General features: G+C 42.1%; 20 protein-coding genes. All 20 read right to left on the bottom strand.

Going from position 1 to position 18322, the window contains the following annotated elements; genetic code table 11:
• Window positions 1-41 precede the first annotated feature (41 nt).
• On the bottom strand, window positions 42-416 hold the full coding sequence (locus MHI41_RS00380; protein ID WP_007496186.1) for a septum formation initiator family protein: 375 nt from the start codon (window positions 414-416) through the stop codon (window positions 42-44).
• An 18-nt stretch (window positions 417-434) separates the two neighbouring features.
• Window positions 435-1073, bottom strand: a complete 639-nt coding sequence (yabQ, locus tag MHI41_RS00375; protein ID WP_007496188.1) for a spore cortex biosynthesis protein YabQ — start codon at window positions 1071-1073, stop codon at window positions 435-437.
• Entirely contained in the window at window positions 1070-1378 is a 309-nt protein-coding gene (gene yabP, locus MHI41_RS00370) for a sporulation protein YabP (protein ID WP_007496190.1), read from the bottom strand. Before yabP ends, yabQ begins: the two co-directional genes overlap by 4 nt.
• 74 nt (window positions 1379-1452) lie before the next feature.
• On the bottom strand, window positions 1453-1713 hold the full coding sequence (locus MHI41_RS00365) for an RNA-binding S4 domain-containing protein (RefSeq protein ID WP_008341839.1): 261 nt from the start codon (window positions 1711-1713) through the stop codon (window positions 1453-1455).
• On the bottom strand, window positions 1710-3194 hold the full coding sequence (mazG, locus tag MHI41_RS00360) for a nucleoside triphosphate pyrophosphohydrolase (protein WP_342494438.1): 1485 nt from the start codon (window positions 3192-3194) through the stop codon (window positions 1710-1712). The genes MHI41_RS00365 and mazG overlap by 4 nt, the downstream gene beginning before the upstream one ends.
• Window positions 3184-4788: a polysaccharide biosynthesis protein gene (locus tag MHI41_RS00355; protein ID WP_243824777.1), complete on the bottom strand. Its 1605-nt coding sequence runs from the start codon at window positions 4786-4788 to the stop codon at window positions 3184-3186. Before MHI41_RS00355 ends, mazG begins: the two co-directional genes overlap by 11 nt.
• A gap of 204 nt (window positions 4789-4992) precedes the next feature.
• Window positions 4993-5529: a stage V sporulation protein T gene (gene spoVT / locus MHI41_RS00350; protein ID WP_007496196.1), complete on the bottom strand. Its 537-nt coding sequence runs from the start codon at window positions 5527-5529 to the stop codon at window positions 4993-4995.
• Between the two features lie 139 nt (window positions 5530-5668).
• A complete protein-coding gene (gene mfd / locus MHI41_RS00345; RefSeq protein ID WP_019743557.1) occupies window positions 5669-9202 on the bottom strand; it encodes a transcription-repair coupling factor in 3534 nt (1177 codons plus the stop codon).
• A gap of 68 nt (window positions 9203-9270) precedes the next feature.
• Window positions 9271-9501: an anti-sigma-F factor Fin family protein gene (locus tag MHI41_RS00340; RefSeq protein ID WP_003217967.1), complete on the bottom strand. Its 231-nt coding sequence runs from the start codon at window positions 9499-9501 to the stop codon at window positions 9271-9273.
• A 55-nt stretch (window positions 9502-9556) separates the two neighbouring features.
• Window positions 9557-10123: an aminoacyl-tRNA hydrolase gene (pth, locus tag MHI41_RS00335; RefSeq protein ID WP_008341851.1), complete on the bottom strand. Its 567-nt coding sequence runs from the start codon at window positions 10121-10123 to the stop codon at window positions 9557-9559.
• 140 nt (window positions 10124-10263) lie between these two features.
• Window positions 10264-10890, bottom strand: a complete 627-nt coding sequence (locus MHI41_RS00330; RefSeq protein WP_008341853.1) for a 50S ribosomal protein L25/general stress protein Ctc — start codon at window positions 10888-10890, stop codon at window positions 10264-10266.
• 138 nt (window positions 10891-11028) lie between these two features.
• Window positions 11029-11982, bottom strand: a complete 954-nt coding sequence (locus tag MHI41_RS00325) for a ribose-phosphate diphosphokinase (RefSeq protein WP_003217907.1) — start codon at window positions 11980-11982, stop codon at window positions 11029-11031.
• Between the two features lie 22 nt (window positions 11983-12004).
• The gene (gene glmU / locus MHI41_RS00320) at window positions 12005-13375 is read right to left on the bottom strand and encodes a bifunctional UDP-N-acetylglucosamine diphosphorylase/glucosamine-1-phosphate N-acetyltransferase GlmU (RefSeq protein WP_017366436.1); all 1371 of its coding nucleotides are present in this window, start codon (window positions 13373-13375) and stop codon (window positions 12005-12007) included.
• Between the two features lie 199 nt (window positions 13376-13574).
• Window positions 13575-13871, bottom strand: coding sequence for a septation regulator SpoVG (spoVG, locus tag MHI41_RS00315; protein ID WP_008357439.1), 297 nt, complete (start codon window positions 13869-13871; stop codon window positions 13575-13577).
• 224 nt (window positions 13872-14095) lie between these two features.
• Entirely contained in the window at window positions 14096-14473 is a 378-nt protein-coding gene (gene ridA / locus MHI41_RS00310) for a 2-iminobutanoate/2-iminopropanoate deaminase (RefSeq protein WP_008341860.1), read from the bottom strand.
• Window positions 14474-14511: 38 nt separating this feature from the next.
• The gene (gene purR, locus MHI41_RS00305) at window positions 14512-15345 is read right to left on the bottom strand and encodes a pur operon repressor (RefSeq protein WP_342494437.1); all 834 of its coding nucleotides are present in this window, start codon (window positions 15343-15345) and stop codon (window positions 14512-14514) included.
• A 55-nt stretch (window positions 15346-15400) separates the two neighbouring features.
• Window positions 15401-16270 (bottom strand): 4-(cytidine 5'-diphospho)-2-C-methyl-D-erythritol kinase, encoded by an 870-nt coding sequence (gene ispE / locus MHI41_RS00300; protein WP_019743558.1) that lies wholly within the window; start codon window positions 16268-16270, stop codon window positions 15401-15403.
• 147 nt (window positions 16271-16417) lie between these two features.
• On the bottom strand, window positions 16418-16603 hold the full coding sequence (locus MHI41_RS00295; RefSeq protein ID WP_017366434.1) for a small, acid-soluble spore protein, alpha/beta type: 186 nt from the start codon (window positions 16601-16603) through the stop codon (window positions 16418-16420).
• 161 nt (window positions 16604-16764) lie between these two features.
• Entirely contained in the window at window positions 16765-17022 is a 258-nt protein-coding gene (locus MHI41_RS00290) for a Veg family protein (RefSeq protein ID WP_003217979.1), read from the bottom strand.
• Between the two features lie 213 nt (window positions 17023-17235).
• Complete coding sequence (gene yabG / locus MHI41_RS00285; protein WP_007496216.1) at window positions 17236-18120, bottom strand: sporulation peptidase YabG; 885 nt, start codon at window positions 18118-18120, stop codon at window positions 17236-17238.
• Window positions 18121-18322: the final 202 nt, after the last annotated feature.

Here is an 18322-nt window from a genome sequence, read left to right as displayed (position 1 = left end):
TGTTCAATTATACATAAACTGAATTTTAAGTGTCAACAAGGCTAATCGCTCTTATTGCCCACATCAAAGATTTTTTCGCCTTTTTTAGACATATAATAGTCCCGTCGTGCCAGTTCGAGTACGTATTCTTTGCTTTTCAGCTTTTTGATTTCATCAGAAATATCTTCCTGCTTTGTTTGTAATTGCTTCAATTCTTTTTCAAGCGCAACCTTCTTCTCTTCTTTTTCTTTCAAAGCAGACGATTGCGACCAGAGGGCACTTGTTACCAAAACAGCAAACATGAGCACAATGACTCCAAACACGGTAAGCCTTCTAAGGAGTCCCCGGCGTTTGCGTTTTAGGCGCTGCGCTTGCTGTTCCATTTGTTTTTGATAATCATTTTGAATTTGTGCGATATTTCTTTTTCTCTCGTTCAAGGATGAAGGCCTCCTCTCTTACTTTGTCCAGAATTGTTTCCATTTCGTTTTCATGGTACGAGATAATTTCTTGATCCCTTGTAAAATTCCTGCTCCTTTTGAGAAAAACAACCTCATTGATGTTCGCCATTTTTCGGGAATTCGATGAATAATGGTCACATTGAGTAACCAAATAAGCGGATAACAAACAATATACAGCACCTTCCACACGAGTCGAAACGCAAAACGAACAAGGCGTAAGAGCGAGTGGAACAAGAACAGAAGAGCACTTATGATCAAACCGACGATCCAGCGAATGGGCTGGAAAACCATCGACATGATCAGCCTTTTCAGGAAGAGAACAGTCTGATAAATACACCTCATCACAAACTTGAGGATGTTCATATACAGCTGTTTCATCAATGCCTGGTACATCGAGAAGCCTAAAGCAACAGCTAGAAAAATATAAAGTCTGAATTCTCCCTCATTGGTTAGCAGCAGGACATAAAAGAATAACAGACCCTGCACCACCCAAAAAAGGAGGTCGTGAATGACCAGCAGCCATTTTGCTGTTTTTTCCCTGTTCACAAACAGCTTGTACGTATCCAGCGATGCGCCCAGCCAGATGCCCATCGCCGCCATCGAAAGCATCGTATAAAACTGGACCGTCAGTGTCATTTAAACAGCTTGCTAAAAAATCCTTTAGCTTTCTCCCCGTGCTGCTCATCTACATAGATTAAGTCAAAGACACGCCCTTTAATGGACACAACGCCCTTTTCTACATCTAAGTTTTTCATTTGCAGATTTTCTCCGCGAATGGCGAGGACTCCCATGACAGTCTCAAGCAGAAATTCTTCATTATCAAAGCTCTCGACTTGTTTGACCCCGGTAATATCTAAATGCTTTCTGTTGCGCATTGTGACATGATGCTCGGCTTCTGATGACAACTTCGTGCCTTGAGGTTGATTATAATATTGATTCATTTATACATCCCCCATATCTCATACTTGCATTGTTACTGCATTGTATGTGACAGGCGGGACATTTAGAACAAGCCCTATTCTGCTGTTTTTTCTTCTTTTAGCACGGTATACATGCCAGCAGCTTCTTCTTTTTTCGTTGTGTCTTTTAACTCGTTGACTTGAACAGTCACAAGCTTTTGGCCAAAGCGGATTTGAAGCTCGTCCCCTTCTTTCACGTCAGAGCTGGCTTTCGCCTGCGTGCCATTAATGGAAATTCTCCCTTGATCGGCTACTTCTTTTGCCAATGTTCTTCTTTTGATTAAACGAGACACTTTTAAGAATTTATCTAGTCTCATGTAAGTTCACCTCTTTCTATGCGTTTGGCATCGTTCCACAGATCGTCCATTTCTTCTAGGGTCAAGTCCTCTAGTGAACGCCCTATGTCCTTTGCTTTTTGTTCAATATGCTGAAAGCGCCGCATGAATTTTGTGTTTGCAGAAGAGAGGGCGGTTTCAGGCTCCAGCTGATAAAATCTACCGATGTTGACGAGAACAAACAAAAGATCCCCAAATTCATCCTTCATCTGCTTTGTTGCACCTTCATCCGTCTTATCTGCCACTTCCACAAGGAATTCCTGCTTTTCTTCTTCGTATTTGTTCCAAATATCCTCTACTTCTGTCCAGTCGAAGCCCACTTTTGCTGCTTTCTTTTGGAGCTTATAGGCTTTTGTTAAAGCTGGAAGAGTCGTTGGAATGGATTGCAAAATAGAAGCTGCACGCTCCGGTTTTTCCTGCTGCTTGATTTTTTCCCAGTTGGCGACTACATCTGATGCTTCAGACACATCCGTATCACCAAACACATGCGGATGTCGTCGAATCATTTTTTCTGTGACATGCTGGATGACGTCATTCATTGAGAAATAACCATCATCTTCACCAATTTGGGCATGGAGTAAAACTTGCAGCAGTACATCTCCGAGTTCTTCAACCATATGATCTGGATCGTCTTCGTCTATGGCTTCCAGCAGCTCATAACATTCTTCAATTAAATATGGTTTGAGCGACTCATTCGTTTGTTTTTGATCCCAAGGACAGCCGCCAGGACCTCTTAATGTACGAATGACTTCGCGGAAAGTGTCAAATTGCTGATAGAGCAGCTTTTCATCTTGAATGGGAGGTACATAAACACTCGTTAAGTTATTTATCGACACATCTCGATCAAGTTCAAATAAAGGAACACCTGTAATCTGCTCCTGACTGCTTCCAGCTGCCGTTACGATAAAGACTTCATAATCGTCAGGTAGCTTTTCCATGAGGGTCAGCTTCACATTCGAGGCTGTCATCTGATCATATACCTGACAGATCAGCACATGCTGGGTCAACTTCAGATCATCCGCTCTCATATCCCCAGCGTCAACGAATTGCAGCCCTTCAATCGGGTCAATCTGTAAGGAATTAAACGTCGCATCCAAAAAGCTTTGTCCACCAGCCACGTACACCTCAACCCCGCGCTTCTTCTGTTGTGAAACAAGAAGCTGCACTGTCTTTTCCGCCACAAACGGGTGACCTGGTACTGCATACACAATATCTTTCTCCTCAGCCTCTCGGAAGAGAATGTCTGTGATTTCCTCATACACTGCATCAAACTGATCATGCTTTTCATAAATCTCATCAAAAAAGGTCAGAGACGGGACCTCCTGCATCAATTCTGCGGTGAGTGGATGATCCTGCGTTCTCATGTATACTTCTTTCGCCTGCTTCAGCTGCTTATATACACCGAGCGTCAGCTGATCTATGTCGCCTGCCCCAAGACCAACGACTGTAATCTTACCTGCCATTTCGATTCCCTCTCATCTGTTTAAAATATAAAATCTTTTCTCCTAATGGAATGAGTCTCCATTCCTCTTCCGTAAATACGTCTAGCTTAAGAATACTATATAAAAAGGCGAAACCACCAATAAAAACTGAAGTCAGGCTCTCTAAAACAGAAAACGGACGTTTCTCAAAGGGAATGACCCAAGAAAACAATGCCTGATATCCAATTAAAACGACGGCCATGAATGCTGCTGATAAAAGAATTTTCACTGGGAATAGCTCTCTTATTGAAATCCACCCTTTATGCTTCAAATACACCGCATTGAGCGCAGCGGCGGCGAGAAACCCACAAACAGTCGACCATGCGGCTCCATAAATGCCGAATAACGGGACAAGAGCCAGCGTCAGCCCCCATTTCACCAGTACACTGATCAGGACCACAACAGCCGGGTACACGGTATGTCCCAGACCCTGAAGTAAAGCGGTTTGCGTAATCGCCATTGATGTAAAGGCAATGGATATGCAAAATATTTGCAGCGCATCTGTCCCTAAGTCATTACGAAAAAGCATGATGTTCACAGACGATAAAATACATATAAGACCGACAGCTGAACCAATCCCCAGCACCGATGTTGCCTTAAACGATGTACGTACTTTTTCACGAATTGCTTTATGCTGCCCTTTTCTTAAGGCCGACGACAAAAACGGAACAAGAGACGTCCCGATACTAATTGCAAACACCGTCCCGAGCTGCAAGAACGGCTGACCTCGATCATACACGCCTTTTGCCGCCTTTGCAGCTGCTTCACTCAGTCCCTCACTGCGCAGCAGCGCATACAGGTGAAAAGCATCGATCATTTGCATCCATAGGATCAGCAATCCACTCACACAAATCGTCAATGTATACAGCACCAAACTCTTCAGCACATCTTTTTTCCGCAGTGTAGCCTGTTTTAATGTCTTGCTCGCTGACGACCGCTTCCGATAGGTCAGCCAAAGGAAAAGAAGCAAAATGAGTGAAGCCGCACTTCCAGCTATAGAAGAGAACACCGCACCCGCTCCTGTTTCATAAAGCGAATAGCCATGTCTCACAAAATAGAAAGATAAAACAAGCAGGACGCCTACTCTGATGAGTTGCTCAGCCAATTGAGAGACCGCAGTAGGGAGCATCAGCCCATCACTCTGAAAAACACCCCTCAGCATCACGGTAAGCGGCAGAAATAAAAACACAAACGAACTCATCTGGATGAGCAACATTAATTGACTGTCCGCCATGAGATTCGCAATTGTGCCTGCTCCTATGTATAAACAAAGAAATAAGGCCAAGCTCAGCAAAGTGATATACACCAAAGATACCTTTGTAATGATTCGGCGATTCTCCTCACCATGCTCGCTCAGAAGCTTGGACACCATTACAGGAAAACCAGTGGTGCCGAGCATGATCGCAATGCCAAGAAAGGGATAGACCTGCTGATAAATATAAAAACCTGTGTCTCCTACGATATTTTGAAAAGGGACACGATATACGGCACTCAGTACCTTTGATAACAAGCCTGCGATGGTTAAAATCACCGCACCTTGGAAAAGCCAATGCGGCTGATTCACAGCATTTTTCATGGATGACTCCTTTATGTTCAATCAAAAAATATACCTACATTTAAACGCACTCATTATATCATACGTGACTGGCAAGCCGTTTCTTTCTAAGGAGTAGACGATACATTCATTGTTTTGTTTCATCCCATATAAAAAACGCCGACAAAATCAGATGATTTCATCGGCATTCTTTCGTTTTATCAAAATGATATAGATTTATTAGACCTAATGTTCCATTTGACGGGCTAAGAAGCCAGCTGCCGTTTCTGCCGCTTTATGCTCCACTTCTCCCATTGAACGCTCTTTAGAAAATAAGACGACGGCGCCAATTGGATCTCCGTTTGCAACAATAGGTGCAATGGTATAAGCTGATACATCATCATCAATACCATCCACAAGCTGAATTTCTTTCTTGCTGTCCTCTAATACAGAATTACGCTGATCCATTGTTCGTTCAAGTAAATCACTAATGGATTTGTTTAAGTACTCTTTTTTTGAACTACCGGATACAGCAATATACGTATCACGATCACAGATGAGGATAGAATGACCCAAACTGTCGAATAATGCATCAGCATATTCCTTCGCAAAGTCTCCTAGCTCACTAATCGGTGAATACTTCTTCAAAATCACTTCTCCATCGCGGTCGACGAAAATCTCAAGCGGATCTCCTTCCCGGATGCGCAATGTTCTGCGAATCTCCTTCGGTATAACCACTCTACCTAGATCATCGATGCGGCGTACAATTCCAGTTGCTTTCATTCACTGCTGCCTCTCTTTCGTTTGATGATGTGTTGGGTGAATGGAACAAAAGCGTCCACTTTATGCAACATTCACCACTTGACCCTGAGTTTAGTATCTGTCACATCAAACGTAATATACACGAGAGACCAACAAAATTTTATGAAGATGGAATGGTTTCTTTTTTCACATCTTGAAGACCTCGAAGCATACGAAGAACGACTTCAAGCCACTCCTCCGTTTTCTTACCTTTTGTTTGGACAGAAATAATCAGCTTGCTGCCTTCCATGCCAAGACCGATATCACGTCCATATTGACTGCCAAGCTCAAATAATTTTTGACCATCGATGTCGCTGCTTGCTTTTTCATCAAGAGTGAGTCTGACAATGCCTTTCTCCATCTTGATCAACTCGACACGTTCCTGCACAGCGTACACCTTCATCGTCGCAATCGTGAACAAATCAGCCACTTCTTGCGGATATTCTCCGAATCGGTCAATCATTTCATCTTGAAGCTCTTTCCGCTCTTCTATAGATCCAATCGCTCTAAACTGTTTATACATCTCGATCTTTTGTTTGCCGTCAGAAATATAGCTATCTGGAATGTAGGCATCAATTTGGAGGTCAATTTCCGGCTCAAATTTTTCTTGAGCAGTCGTATCGCCTCTTCTTTCTTCAATGGCTTCTTTCAGCATTTGAGAGTAAAGGTCGAAGCCAACAGAATCAATAAATCCATGCTGCTGTGCACCAAGTAAATTCCCTGCTCCTCGAATCGTTAAGTCACGCATCGCAATTTTAAAGCCTGACCCAAGCTCAGTGAATTCTTTAATGGCTTGAAGTCTTTTCTCAGCTACTTCAGAAAGCACTTTATCTTTTCGATAAGTGAAATAAGCATAGGCCACACGATTCGAGCGCCCAACTCGTCCTCTTAACTGGTACAGCTGCGAAAGCCCCATTTTATCAGCATCATGAACAATGAGCGTGTTCACATTTGGAATGTCTACGCCCGTTTCGATAATGGTTGTACTAACGAGTACATCCGATTCACCTTCTAGGAAATTAATCATCACGGATTCCAGCTCGTTCTCACTCATTTTCCCGTGTGCGTAGCTTACTTTTGCGTCTGGAACAAGCATCGAGATTTCATCTGCTTTTCGTTCAATATCCTCCACTCGGTTATAAAGGAAGTACACTTGACCGCCTCTTGCCAGTTCTCGCTCAATGGCTTCTCTAACTAACGCACCATTGTACTCGACAACATAGGTTTGAACTGGGAAACGGTTCTCAGGTGGTGTTTCAATAACAGATAAGTCACGTACGCCAAGCATCGACATATGAAGCGTGCGGGGAATTGGTGTTGCCGTTAACGTCAGCACATCAATATTGGCTTTCATTTGCTTAATTTTCTCTTTATGCGTCACACCGAAGCGCTGCTCTTCATCGATAATTAACAGTCCTAAATCCTTGTACACAATGTCTTTTGAAAGAAGACGATGCGTTCCAATGACCATATCAATCGTTCCATTTTTCAGCCCTTTTAAGGTTTCTGTTGTTTCTTTTCGTGTACGGAAGCGGCTAAGCTGAGCGATTTTAACAGGATAGTCTTGGAATCTGTCCATAATCGTGTCAAAATGCTGCTGCGCTAAGATCGTTGTTGGTACAAGCAGTGCCACCTGCTTCCCGTCAGCAATGGCTTTGAAGGCCGCTCGAATCGCCACCTCTGTTTTTCCATAGCCCACATCTCCACAAAGCAGACGATCCATCGGGCGCTCCCGCTCCATGTCTTGTTTGATTTCATGAATCGAGCGAATTTGATCGTCTGTTTCTTGGTAAGGGAATGCAGATTCAAACTGGCGCTGCATTTCATGGTCAGGCGAGAAGGCATACCCTTTGCTTGCTTCACGTTCTGCGTACAGCTTAATCAGATCATCTGCAATGTCCTGCACAGATGATTCTACTTTTTTCTTCACACGTTTCCAGTCGCTGCCACCTAGTTTGTACAGCTTTGGTTCTTTTCCTTCTGACCCTACATACTTCTGCACCTGATCAATTTGTTCAACAGGGACATAAAGCTTGTCGCTTCCTTGATAATGAATATTTAAATAATCTTTATGAATGCCGCCAATTTCAAGCGTTTCAATTCCTAAATACTTACCGATCCCGTGGTTAATGTGCACCACATAATCGCCCACTTGCAGTTCTGAATAGCTTTTGATTCGCTCTGCGTTTGTCAGCTTTTGCTTACGTGCCTGCTTCTTCACACGTTTCTTGAAAAGTTCACCCTCTGTAATGACAGCAATCTTGGATAAAGGTAGTTCAAAACCGGTTTGAAGCTCACCTTGTAAAATATATACTTGCCCGCTGACAAGCTCAGCATCAGGTTTAGCAAGAGCTGCTTCAATGTCATAATCATGCAAGACAGATGACAGCTTCTCTGTCCGCTCTTCATCCGCACCTAAAAAGACAACCGTATAATTCTGCTTTTTGTAGCGTTCAATTTCACTTGCAAGCACATTCATCTGCCCGTGGAAATTCTGCATTTGCTTACTAGATACATTGACGATATTTTGCGGATTGGTCTGCTGAACATGTCTCAAAAATAAGGAATAGTACAGAATCGATCTCGATTGCTGATTGAACAGCTCTTGAAATGGGAAGGAAAGGGCTAGATCATGCAGGATATTCCCTTCTTCCAGCAGACTAATTGTCCAATCTGCTTCTTCCTGTTCAAGCTGTTCTTCCATCTCCTGAATTCTGCTGATTTCATCTAGAATGATAATCGTATCCTGCGATGTATAATCTAGCAAACTAGCAGGCTTTTCATAGAAATAGGACAGATACTTCGTCATTTCTTGTGTCACAATACCTTCTAGCAGCTTCTCACGATCAGCAGAAATATTCTGATGGAGCAGTTCTTTTTGTTTATCCGAGTTGAATTTCTTTAAGCTGCTGGCAAGACCTTCGTCAAGCTGTTCAATCGCTCTCACTCGTTCAGGCCCTCTTACAATCAGCTCTTTCGCCGGGCCAATCTTGATTTCTTGAAGTGTTTCCAATGAACGTTGCGTGTCAGAGTGGAAGGACCGAATAGAGTCCACTTCTGTATCAAACAGCTCAATACGGATCGGGTGGTCTTCCGTTAACGCATAAATGTCGATGATTCCTCCGCGCACACTAAAGTCTCCGGGCGCAGCGACCATGGACGTCCGGTCATAACCGATTTGCACGAGTTGTTTTGAAAACGCCTCCAAATCAATTTCTTCACCAACCTTTAAATGGATCTGACTCTCCTTCCAGAGCTCAACAGGCGGAAGCATTCTACGCACTGCAGCTGCTGGAGTCACGACAATCGGATTTTCTCCATTCGCGAGACGATTCAATACATCAAGACGCTGCGCTCTAAGCTCAGGGCTTGCCACAGCAATTTCAGATGCAATGAGTTCATTGACAGGATAAAGAAGGACCGAGCGATCTGGCATCACACTGGCTAGATCATCTGTGACCTTCTGCGCTTGATATAAGTTGTGTGTCACAATAAACATCGGACGCTTTAATTCGTCTGATATGGCGGCTGTAAATAAAGATCTGACGGAGCCTGATAGTCCGGCGAGCAGCTGTTCTTTTAACCCTTCTTTTAGTCCGTTAAAAATGGACTGAAAATCATCACTTTGTTTGATAAATGATTGTATGTTTTTCATTTGGCTCCTCCTCCCTGCTTGTTTAAAACAGAAAAACGCTTTGGTCTAATATCTACACCAAAGCTTTTTTATTGAATAAAAGTATGATACTGATGGTAATCAGGATTTCTTTCGAGCGCCTCTTGGCAATCCTCACAAATGGTTTGTACATGTAAATCACCATTTTCCCTATAAGAAATCATATCGTTTCTTTCCTCATTTGTTAAGTGATGAAATCCAAGTGCTTCACTTTGGACAGCGGATTCATCTAGACTGCCAACCTTTACACCACAGTGCCGGCAGTAATAGTGCAAAGCCATACGTGATCCTCCCATGCTGAGATTTTATGATCAGTATGTGCTTTGCTTATCATTCTTATACCTTCTTGTTAAAATCATTCATCACTTCTAAAAATGGCTTTGTTAAAGCCGCTTCACAAGCTTCAACAGATGCTTGAATAGCAGATGAGATATCAGGCTGTTCTTCCTCTGAGAAGCGTCCTAGTACATAATCGACGACCTTCATGCCGTTTTGTGGACGGCCAATGCCGATACGGAATCGGTCAAACTCAGGTGAACCTAAATGCTGAATCAACGATTTGATTCCGTTATGTCCGCCTGCACTTCCTTTTGTACGCAAACGAATCCGGCCCGTTGGCAAATCAAGATCATCATAGATGACCTTCAAATGTTCAAGGGGAATTTCATAGTAATCCATCAGCGGACGCACACATTCCCCTGATAAGTTCATATATGTAAGAGGCTTCACAAGTAGAACCTTTTGCCCCGAAACAAACCCAGTTCCATATTGTCCATGGAATTTTGATTGATTTAATGGGATGTCCCATTTTTTTGATAGTTCATCTATTGTCATAAACCCGACGTTATGTCTTGTTTTTTCATATTCTTTTCCTGGATTACCCAATCCAACGAACGCAATCATGAAACCAATAACCTCCTTTGTCGCACATGCACACGCCTAAAAAATGAGCCAATGTGATTGCCTCATGCAAAACGTATGAATTCTTTTCATTCTAGCACAAAAGACGTAACCGCGGGAGGGTTACGTCTCTAATTGACCAGTTATTCTTCGCTATCATCTTTTTCTTTAATGGCCTCAGGCTCTTGCGTTTCCTCTTCACTATCTGGCTCTGGAACCTCTGATTGCTGAGGCGGTAAGATCGAAGCAACAACTTCTTCTGGATCATTATTAATTTGATACGTAGACTGAACAGACAGATCACCAACTGTTAGTACGTCATTTACTTCTAAGTTTGTAATATCAGCTTCAATATTTTGCGGGATATCCTTTGGTTTCGCTGTAATGGATAGCTCAAATAGTGGCTGCTGAAGGACACCGCCATCCTTTACCCCTTTGGATTCTCCAATGAGTTGTACAGGTACATCTGCGTCAATTTCTCGCTGCAAGTCGACCACTTGGAAATCAGCGTGGACAAGCTCATTTTTCAACGGATCTGTTTGCAGTTCTGTCACCATCACAGATTTTGTTTCACCGCCAACGTCTAATGTGATGATTGTGTTTTTTCCTTCATCACGTAATGTCTTTAATAAATCAATGCTGTCTAATGAAACAGCCAGGTTGTCTGTATTTTTTCCGTATATGACACCAGGAACGTGTCCTGAATGACGGATTTTTTGCAGTGTGGAACGTTTGAAATCAGTTCTTTTATTTGCTTTTAAAGTTGCCATATTCAGCACCATCCTATTTCTTTTTTGTCACTACTTTCATAAATACCCATAACTGAATCATTTTAAACATGTTTGGCTTTCATTTATCACAGCAAAAAGACCCCAAGCTGATGCCTAGGGCCTTTTTCAATCAGAAAATTAGCTGAAAAGGTAGCTCACAGATTCTTCTTCATGTACACGGATGATGGCTTCTGCAAGCAAAGGCCCAACTGAAAGCGGAATGAATTTTCCAACTTTCTTGTCATCTGTTAAGTGAATACTGTTTGTCACAACTAATTCTTTAATTTTAGAGTTTGTAATACGTTCTACTGCTGGTCCAGACAATACTGGGTGAGTACAACAAGCATAGACTTCAGCCGCTCCATTTTCCACAAGTGCATTTGCAGCAAGTGTAATCGTACCAGCTGTATCAATGATATCATCGATGAGAATCGCCGTTTTGCCTTCAATGTTCCCAATGATGTTCATCACTTCAGCCACGTTCGGCTTCGGACGACGTTTGTCGATAATTGCGATTGGTGCTTTCAGGCGGTCCGCCATTTTGCGCGCACGCGTAACACCACCGTGGTCAGGAGACACAACAACGATATCATTCAAGTTTTTCTGTTCGAAATAGTTTGTTAAGATTGGCACAGCCATTAAGTTATCGATTGGAATATCAAAGAAACCTTGGATTTGCGGCGCATGAAGATCAAGTGCAATGACACGTGTAGCACCTGCTGTTTCAAGTAAGTTCGCAAACAGCTTCGCCGTGATTGGCTCACGAGGTTTTGCCTTACGATCTTGACGTGCATATCCGTAATAAGGGATGACAATATTGACCGTTTTCGCAGAAGCGCGTTTTAGTGCATCTACCATAATGAGTAGCTCCATAATGTGCTCATTGACTGGCGCACTAGTAGATTGAATAACATAACAATCACAGCCGCGGATACTTTCTTCAATATTGATTTGGACTTCACCGTCACTAAAACGTTTAACAGAGCTCTTTCCTACATCAACTCCGATACGATCGGCAATTTCTTTGGCAAGTTCAGGGTTTGAATTCAAAGAGAATATCTTTAAATTCGCATCAGCATAACGATTAGACATGGTAAACCTCCGGGTATTTGGATTATTTTTTATGAATATTTTTCACATAATCTTCTTTATTGACTTGTCTTGCTCTAGCAATAGACAATGCATCCTGCGGTACATCTTCTGTAACCGTTGAACCGGCTGCAACATATGCCCCTTTTCCGACAGTGACTGGTGCAACGAGATTTGAATTGCAGCCAATAAATGCGCCATCTTCAATCTTCGTTAAGAATTTGTTCTTCCCATCATAATTAACTGTAATAGATCCACAACCAAGGTTTACATCCGTTCCGACCTCTGCATCTCCAATATAGCTTAGATGAGACGCTTTGCTTCGGTCACCGAAAACTGTTTTCTTGATTTCGACAAAATTCCCGATCTTCACTTCATCGCCAATTTTCGACAACGGGCGAATATGAGCAAACGGTCCAATTGTCACATCTACCCCAACTTCACTATCGCAGACAACAGACTGCTTAATGACTGTCCGATCTCCAATTACGCTATCAACAATTTCAGTGTTCGGACCGATTGTGGCATCTGCACCAATCTTTACATTCCCTTTGATGACCGTCCCAGGATAAATCATTGTATCTTCACCGATGACTGCATCTGGCGAGATATACGTGTTCTCAGGATCAATCAAGGTTACACCATTCTTCATATGCTGATGATTAATACGTCGCTTCATGAATTGCTCTGCTTGTGATAGAGCGATACGATCATTGACTCCAAGTGTTTCTTCAAAATGCGGTGTTTGATACGCTGCAACCGTCTGTCCTTCATTCTTTAGAATTTCAATGACATCCGGCAAATAGTATTCACCTTGTGCATTTTCATTTGACACTTGCTCAATCACACGGAAGAGATCTTCATTTGAAAAGCAATAGGTTCCAGTATTAATTTCATTCACTTGACGTTCAGCATCATTTGCATCTTTATGCTCGACGATTTTTACTACAGCACCTGTTTCATCACGAAGAATACGTCCATAACCTGTTGGATCATCCGCATGTGCTGTCAAAATCGTCACTTTCGCTTGTTGTTTTTGATGCTCGCTTAACATGGCTTCCATTGTTTCCGCTGTCAATAATGGTGTATCTCCACAAATGACAATGGTTGTTCCCTTTTCCTGCGCGAGGAACGATTTAGCTTGTTTGACGGCATGTGCTGTTCCCAGCTGTTCTTCTTGAAGTGCATATTCACTTCTGTCCCCAAGCTGCTTCTTGACGTCCTCTGCTCCATGGCCGACAATCGTCACAAGCTTGGCTAAAGATAGCTTTAACGCTTGATCTGCCACATGCTCGACCATTGGCTTTCCGCAAACTGGATGAAGTACTTTGTATAACTTTGACTTCATTCTTGTTCCTTTTCCCGCTGCTAGAATCACTGCGAACCGCTTATCCATTGATTGGCCTCCAATATCCCTATTATCCATAGAAAAATATATCCTAAATAAGGACTGATTTCAAGGATACAAGAGGAAGTACATTAATTTTCTAATGGTTGAAACCTAGAAGAATCATGAGGAAAAACGCAAAAAAGACAGCATTTAAAAGAAAACATTCCATTTTCCCTTAAAGCTGTCTTTTTGGATTCACATATGATTAAGAAGCTCCAGCTTCTTCATATTCAATTGTTTCTTCTTCTTCGCCTAAGCGATGATATTCATTTAAAACAGCATCTTGGATTTTACCCCGAGTGCTTGAGTTAATCGGATGTGCAATATCACGAAACTCTCCATCAGGCGTGCGTTTGCTAGGCATTGCAACAAACAACCCATTATTTCCATCAATCACACGAATATCATGAACAACAAATTCGTGGTCCAGCGTGATGGATGCAATCGCCCTCATGCGACCATCGGTATTCACGCGGCGTAATCTTACGTCAGTAACTTCCACAGTAGTTCACCACCTTTTCCCAATATAAAAGCATTAATTAGGTATTCAACGATTGTGGTGATTCTCCTGCTCTTTTTTTAAACTTTTTTTGAAATATCGGGATATTTATACATTTTTTGTCATTTTAATGACGACGCTTACATCGGTTGCGTGAAAAAAGACATCATGACGATGCCTTTTCATACATATAATGAAACCAAACGGCCTCCAAAGAGATGGCCTGTTTATTTCACTAATGCCACAACTTCAATTTCTACAAGTGCATCTTTTGGAAGTCTGGCTACTTCTACACATGAACGAGCTGGCTTATGTGTATGGAAGTATTCACCGTACACTTCATTCACTTCGGCGAATTGTTCCATATCTTTAATGAAAACCGTTGCTTTCACGACTGTTTCAAAGGAAGCTCCCGCTGCTTCAAGGACGGCTTTAAGATTATGAAACACTTGATGTGTTTGTTCTTTAATATCTCCATTCACAAAATCTCCAGCTGGTGTTAATGGAATCTGCCCTGAGCTGTAAAACATGTTATTGACGATAATCCCTTGAGAGTAAGGTCCAATGGCTGCTGGTGCGTTTTTGGTTTGAACAACTTTTGTCATATCAATCTCTCCCATTCAAATACATGTTTGATCAAAGCTTAAGCTTTCGAATGAAAAAACTCGTGGAAATTGCCTTCATTAATCTCAATGATTTTCTGCTTCATATCAATGGTTGAAAGCTTTAAAAGCGATACATATTCATCGACAAGGCGTTCATCTACGCCTTCATCTTCTAATAAAACACCGATCCCTGCAACATGTGCATTAAATTCCTCTAGAAGATTCATCATGCCATTAATGGTTCCGCCTGCTTTCATAAAGTCATCAATAATCAACACATTGGATCCTTTATCTAAGCTCCGCTTTGCAAGTGACATGGTTTGAATTCGGTTAGAAGAACCTGATGCATAATTAATACTCACAGTTGATCCTTCTGTTACCTTATTATCTTTTCTAACGATTACAACAGGCACATTTAAATAACCTGCAACAGAATAGGCAATCGGAATACCTTTCGTCGCAACAGTCATGACAACATCAATCGGTCGATCCGCAAAAATGGTCGCAAAAAGCTTACCGATTTTCGCAAGAATCGATGGATTGCCTAAAACATCAGTTAAATATAAATAGCCGCCAGGAAGCACACGTTCAGGAGTTGATAATGCCTCTCCGATATCGTTTACGACTTCGTCTGCTTCTTTTAGATGAATCTTTGGAATATATTTCACTCCGCCAGCAGCGCCAGGTACAGTAAGTAAAGTCCCTATTCCCTGCTGTTCGAAGGTCTGTTTGATAATCGTTAAGTCTTCACTAATAGAGGACTTCGCAGATTGATATCGCTCTGCAAAAAAAGTTAAAGGTACTAGTACGTGCGGGTGGGTTAACAAATAATTTGTTAAGTCCACCAATCTGCCGCTTCGACGAAACTTCATGAACTTACCCCCAGAACCCGAATAATTTATGAATAATATAACTTAATATACGGATTTAATCAAGGGCATTTTGTTCGCCGATCATGCGGACAGCGTAAACCTGATCACAAAATCCTCTCAGTCCGTTATATATTCTTTGTACCTTCGATTCATATTGAATCAAGCCAAATACAGTTGGCCCGCTGCCGCTCATTAATACAGCATCTGCTCCGAAACGCTTCATCTGTCTCTTAATCATATCGACTTCTGGATACATCTTTAATGTCACAGATTCCAACACGTTACCGAGTGAGCCGCACATCTCTTTATAATCTTTCGCTTCAATTGCTTCAATCATACGCTGTACATTTGGGTGTTCTACTTTGCTTGCGTCATATTGTCTGTAGACCTCAGCTGTAGATACCCCAATCACCGGCTTCGCTAAAATCACCCAGCAATGCGGCGGTGTCGCAATGTGCTTTAGTTTCTCTCCACGTCCTGTCGCTAGCGCTGTCCCTCCGTGTACACAAAAAGAGACATCTGAGCCGATCTCCGCTCCAAGCTCAGCTAGTTCATCTAACGTGAGATTTAACTTCCACAAACGGTTTAAGCCGCGAAGCGCTGCTGCGGCATCACTGCTGCCTCCAGCTAAACCTGCTGCGACGGGAATTGCTTTTGTGATGACAATCGATACGCCTTTTTGAATACCGAATCTTGTTTTTAATAATTTAGCTGCCTGATAAGCCAAATTCCGTTGATCATCTGGCACAAAACGATTATGAGATGATACACGGATTTCGTCTTTGTCCAGCTCCGTCAGCTCTAGTCGATCTGCAAGATCTATTGTTGTCATCACCATCTCCACTTCGTGATATCCATCCGGTCTTTTTCCATGAACATCAAGTGAGAGATTAATTTTTGCCGGTGCTTTTTCTAAAATACGCAAACATTTCACCTACTTCTCCATCTAAACATAAGTATCAATATTGTATCACATTTGATGGATCTGATGAATATTGGCTTTTGCCCCCAGCACACTCACTTTTTCAAGCAAAAAAGACCAGAGACACCCGAGGTATCCCTGATCATTTCTTTATCGTTGATTCTCTTCTTGAGCCATGTGCTGTTGAGCTAATTCAATGGCACGTTTGACCATATTTCCTGCGTCACGCGCACGAATCTCTCCCCAGCCTCCATTTTTGACGGTATCATAAAATCCAAGATCCTTCGCCAGCTCGTATTTGAACTCATCTGACATAATGCCTCGGCGTCTACCCAAACGAAACAGCCCCTTTGGTCGAGAATTCGAATCATTGCCACTCGTTTGTGGCTTTCTTATTTTGCATCGATTCCCGCCTTTTACCCCTTTCAAATAATGGACAGCCTCCCATACAGAAAAAAGGCAAAACAAAAAGCAGTAAACAAAAAGTTCACTGCCCATTAATAGGCGACTGAGCTAGCGGTATCATCGAACGTTAATTCGACCGTCTCAGTCAGTATATCTGCATAACTGTAAGAAACTCTTTCAAACGAATTCTCATCTTGATCTAATTGAATCACAAAAACAGAAGGGTACGTTTCAGCTAAAATGCCCGAACGCTCAATTGTTTTTCGGCGGCCTCCGTTAGCCTTTAACGTCAAACGTTTACCTAAGTTACCATCAAGCGATCTTTTGATGTCGGACAAAGTCTTCGCCATTGCATCCACCTCACTGAGATAATTATACAACAACGGCCCATTTTTGTCAAATAAAAATTAAATTATATCAACCAACACGAGCCATTGTCAACAAAATAATTTTGACAAACTTCTACCTTTTCTCCTCCCTATTTTTCTCAAATTCCGGTGAATTATGTATTCATATGAAATTTCTTTTTGAGCATAAAAAAAACCAGACTGAAATCAGTCGGGTTATGTCGATTCATGGTCTCTTTTATATGGCATACCTACCCTTAAAACACCCCTTGTTTCAATTCCTCCGAGACCTTTTTCTCTCGTCAGTGTATTTCGGAGCACATCCCACACGTTGATTCGATCTACAAATGGAGTGAAGCTGATCTTGGCAACAATATAGACGGGGTCAAGTGCATGAATGTTGACACGTGAGGGTGAGCTTGCAAAATTAGCACCTGCTTGAATTAATGATTCAAAATGAGATTGGCAGGCACCTGCAAAGATCACGAGCTGATCTAAATGCGGAACCTTTCTTCTTGCCTTTTGAACCGTTTCAACGAAATGACGAGAATGACGATATGCACCGATATCGTGTACACCGCCCTTTTGTTTAGAATACGCATCATGTCCTGTGATGACCAAAATATCAGGCCGATATTGATCAATTAATGAATCAATCATGCTTGGCATTTTCTTCTCGTGGCAATGCACACCATACACAGGTACACCGATTCTTTCATATACATCTAAGCATTTCTTTAAGTATGAAGCATCTCCATCTAAATGCAGAACCTTTCCGGGCATATGAAAATACTGCTCCTGATGCTGATATTGTCCAGACGTATAATACTCTTGTTTTTCACGAAGCAGCTGATAATCTTGCCTAAGTAAGTCGAGCGATTCGTTAATTTTCCGTTCATCGTCCTTCTCTCTTGTCAGCTGCTCCTCTTTTTGAATCAAGACCAAATCTGACATCTTCGCATCGGCAATCAGCCTCACTTCATTCCCATGCAAAATGGCGGTGGCTTCGTGCTGGTCTGTCTCATCAATTCGAATGATACGAAACATAATATCCATCTGATAGGATGCCCTCGTCACCATATCTCCTATTTGAAATTGCATGCTTTTCACTCCACAATCAGGCTCTTATCCTGTTGGTATCGTCTTACGCTACACTTGTTCTTCTTTCAGGTGTGTTGTTCTTTCTAGCCTATGCCTGAACAGGTGAAGTGGTGAAAACCAAAAGAAAAAAGCCCTTATGAAAGGGCTTTGTCTTCTTTTCAGCGTGATAGAAAACCTTTGCAGTCTAGGAAGAACGAGCACT

This window comes from Bacillus sp. FSL M7-0307, from assembly GCF_038627835.1.
GTDB lineage: Bacteria > Bacillota > Bacilli > Bacillales > Bacillaceae > Bacillus > Bacillus altitudinis.
This window is presented reverse-complemented; position numbering and strand designations above follow the sequence as displayed.

Excerpts from the sequence above, each read along its gene's own strand:
- yabQ (WP_007496188.1), bottom strand. The coding sequence starts at position 1,073 with ATGACACTGACGGTCCAGTTTTATACGATGCTTTCGATGGCGGCGATG.
- yabP (WP_007496190.1), bottom strand. The coding sequence starts at position 1,378 with ATGAATCAATATTATAATCAACCTCAAGGCACGAAGTTGTCATCAGAA.
- MHI41_RS00365 (WP_008341839.1), bottom strand. The coding sequence starts at position 1,713 with ATGAGACTAGATAAATTCTTAAAAGTGTCTCGTTTAATCAAAAGAAGA.
- mazG (WP_342494438.1), bottom strand. The coding sequence starts at position 3,194 with ATGGCAGGTAAGATTACAGTCGTTGGTCTTGGGGCAGGCGACATAGAT.
- MHI41_RS00355 (WP_243824777.1), bottom strand. The coding sequence starts at position 4,788 with ATGAAAAATGCTGTGAATCAGCCGCATTGGCTTTTCCAAGGTGCGGTG.
- spoVT (WP_007496196.1), bottom strand. The coding sequence starts at position 5,529 with ATGAAAGCAACTGGAATTGTACGCCGCATCGATGATCTAGGTAGAGTG.
- mfd (WP_019743557.1), bottom strand. The coding sequence starts at position 9,202 with ATGAAAAACATACAATCATTTATCAAACAAAGTGATGATTTTCAGTCC.
- MHI41_RS00340 (WP_003217967.1), bottom strand. The coding sequence starts at position 9,501 with ATGGCTTTGCACTATTACTGCCGGCACTGTGGTGTAAAGGTTGGCAGT.
- pth (WP_008341851.1), bottom strand. The coding sequence starts at position 10,123 with ATGATTGCGTTCGTTGGATTGGGTAATCCAGGAAAAGAATATGAAAAA.
- MHI41_RS00330 (WP_008341853.1), bottom strand. The coding sequence starts at position 10,890 with ATGGCAACTTTAAAAGCAAATAAAAGAACTGATTTCAAACGTTCCACA.
- MHI41_RS00325 (WP_003217907.1), bottom strand. The coding sequence starts at position 11,982 with ATGTCTAATCGTTATGCTGATGCGAATTTAAAGATATTCTCTTTGAAT.
- glmU (WP_017366436.1), bottom strand. The coding sequence starts at position 13,375 with ATGGATAAGCGGTTCGCAGTGATTCTAGCAGCGGGAAAAGGAACAAGA.
- ridA (WP_008341860.1), bottom strand. The coding sequence starts at position 14,473 with ATGACAAAAGTTGTTCAAACCAAAAACGCACCAGCAGCCATTGGACCT.
- purR (WP_342494437.1), bottom strand. The coding sequence starts at position 15,345 with ATGAAGTTTCGTCGAAGCGGCAGATTGGTGGACTTAACAAATTATTTG.
- MHI41_RS00290 (WP_003217979.1), bottom strand. The coding sequence starts at position 17,022 with ATGGCGAAGACTTTGTCCGACATCAAAAGATCGCTTGATGGTAACTTA.
- yabG (WP_007496216.1), bottom strand. The coding sequence starts at position 18,120 with ATGCAATTTCAAATAGGAGATATGGTGACGAGGGCATCCTATCAGATG.